This window comes from Bradyrhizobium sp. (genome assembly GCF_016462955.1).
Taxonomy (GTDB): domain Bacteria; phylum Pseudomonadota; class Alphaproteobacteria; order Rhizobiales; family Xanthobacteraceae; genus Bradyrhizobium.
In genome coordinates, this window is the sequence record NZ_JAEMSD010000458.1 from 1 (window position 1) to 2,737 (window position 2,737).

1 protein-coding gene and 1 pseudogene are annotated in these 2,737 nt (G+C 64.9%); one reads left to right on the forward strand and one right to left on the reverse strand.

Annotated features, from left to right (window positions below):
- Window positions 1–1,765: glutamate synthase central domain-containing protein (locus JHD07_RS31540; protein WP_291629257.1), on the reverse strand; the 1,765-nt coding region annotated here is incomplete at its 3' end.
- A 492-nt stretch (window positions 1,766–2,257) separates the two neighbouring features.
- Here JHD07_RS31540 and JHD07_RS31545 point away from each other — a divergent pair.
- Window positions 2,258–2,737: pseudogene (locus JHD07_RS31545) on the forward strand (hypothetical protein); the annotation flags it as partial.

Sequence of the window (2,737 nt, forward strand, 5' to 3'; positions counted from 1 at the left end):
GGTCGAACAGGTTCGGCCGCGGCCCGATGATGGAGACGAGGCTCATCACCAGCTCCTCGCGGATCGGGTCGATCGGCGGGTTGGTAACCTGCGCGAAGTTCTGCTTGAAATAGGTGAACAGCGGCTTGGCCTTGTCCGACAGCGCCGAGATTGGCGTGTCGTTGCCCATCGAGCCCGCGGCTTCCTCGCCCGTGGCCGCCATCGGCGTCATCAGGATGGTGATGTCTTCCTGGCTGTAGCCGAAGGCCTGCTGGCGGTCGAGCAGCGACAGGTTCGAGCGCACGCCCGTCGTCGGCACCTTCGGCAGGTCTTCGAGCACGATCTGGGTCCGCTCCAGCCACTCCTTGTAGGGATGGCTGGCCGCGAGCGAAGCCTTGATCTCGTCGTCGGGGATCAGGCGGCCCTGCTCGAGATCGACCAGCAGCATCTTGCCGGGCTGCAAGCGCCACTTGGTGATGATCTGGTCCTCGGGGATCGTCAGCACGCCCATCTCGGACGCCATCACGATGCGGTCGTCCTTGGTGACGAGGTAGCGCGCCGGACGAAGCCCGTTGCGGTCGAGCGTGGCGCCGATCTGTCGGCCGTCGGTGAAGGCGATCGCGGCGGGGCCGTCCCACGGCTCCATCAGCGCGGCATGATATTCGTAGAAGGCGCGGCGCTTCTCGTCCATCAAGGGATTGCCGGCCCACGCCTCCGGAATCATCATCATGACGGCGTGCGGCAGCGAGTAGCCGCCCTGCACCAGGAATTCGAGCGCGTTGTCGAAACAGGCGGTGTCCGACTGGCCTTCATAGGAGATCGGCCAGAGCCGGTTGATGTCCTTGCCGTACAGCTCGGAGCTGACCGAGGCCTGCCGCGCCGCCATCCAGTTGACGTTGCCGCGCAGCGTGTTGATCTCGCCGTTATGCGCGATCATGCGGTAGGGGTGCGCCAGCGACCAGGCCGGGAAGGTGTTGGTCGAGAAACGCTGGTGCACCAGCGCCAGCGCGCTCTCGAAGTCCTTTTCGTGCAGGTCGGGATAGTACTTGCCGAGCTGGTCGGCGAGGAACATGCCCTTGTAGATCACGGTGCGGCAGGACATCGAGCAGGGGTAATAGCCCGCGCCGCCGCGGTCGCGGCGCTGGTAGATCGCCTGAGAGATCGACTTGCGCAGGATGTAGAGCCGGCGCTCGAACTCGTCCTCGGTCTTGGCGGTGCCGTTGCGCCCGATGAACACTTGCATGCAGGCGGGCTCGGTCGGCTTCACGGTGACGCCGAGCGAGGAATTGTCGGTCGGCACGTCGCGCCAGCCGAGCAGGGTCAGGCCCTCCTCCTTGATCTGGTCGGCGATGATGCTCTTGATCACGTTGCGCCAGGCGGTGTCGCGCGGCATGAACAGCGCGCCGATGGCGTATTCGCCGGGCGCCGGCAGCGCGAAGCCGAGCTCTGCGGCCTTGCGGCTGAAGAAGGCGTGCGGGATCTGCACCAGGATGCCGGCGCCGTCACCGGCGCGCGGATCGGCGCCGACGGCACCGCGATGCTCGAGATTGCAGAGGATGCTCAGCGCGTCCGAGACGATCTCGTGCGACTTCTTGCCCTTGATGTTGGCGATGAAGCCGACGCCGCAGGAGTCCTTTTCCAGGCTCGGATCGTAGAGGCCTTCGGCTTCCGGGCGCGAATGATGCTCTTGAATCGGTGAGGTGATCGGATCGGTCGTTTTCGAGGCGACCGTCGCCGACAGCTGTTCTGCCACGATGTTTGCGCGCTCGAATTGCGACCCGTTCATTGTTCCTGTCCTCTCCGTGCGGCAAGCTGTCTCACCGCGATCTTCGGCGCACCTTTGGCGTTCCGCGGCACCCGCTTCTGGGCCACCGCTCGTCCACTCGCGAGCCGCATTTTCTTAAATTCAGGCCAAGGCGTTCTTCGTCCCCGAGAACGGCTTTGCCCGTTGCCTTATGGTGCTCGAGAGCACCGATTTCAGCTGCAATCCCTATGCCGGAACCGCAAGCAAAATTAAGACAGTCTTCCTGTCCTAACCATCACCTTGCCAAATTTTTGTCTAACACACAAGCGCGCGAAAGTCCCGATTCCCGATAAGTCAATCAATCGCTTTCCAAAAGTTGCGCAGCCGCGGTTTTGAAGCAAACGCGCCCTGATCCGGCCCTGTGGACGCCGGAATCCCCAATGAAGCTTCGCCTCAACCCTTCGAAAGGCGCGCCACGCCGCAAGAAGCGAAAGAGCGCGAGGCATTCGGGGGCCTGACAGGAGCGTCTCGACCATGAAGTTTTTCACAGGATGTGTGGCCGCAGCCACGCTGGCACTGGCCGCACCCGCCGCTCAGGCGCAAGTTCCCGCGAGCGGTAATGGAGGCGGGGGCTACGTTGCGGTGTCGGATTTCGACGGACCCTACGTACCGGGCGAAGCCGCGCCACGGCCGCCGCGTCACGGCTACGGGTACGGCTATGAGGAGCGCGGCCCGGCGGTTGCGCTGCTGCCGTCCACCGAGGTCTACGCGGTCCTGCGTGAAAACGGCTTCCTGCCGCTCGGCATCCCGCGCCTGCGCGGCAGCGTCTATACCATCGCAGTGATCGACCGCCGCGGCGACGATGGCCGGCTGGTGATCGACGCCAGCGACGGCCGGATCATCCGCTTCATGCCTTTCGCCGAGGCCTACGGCATGGCGCCGGCCGACGACGAGCGCGCGGTCGCGCCCTACAGCCCGCAAAGCGCGCTGCCGCCGCCGACCATGGTCCGCAGC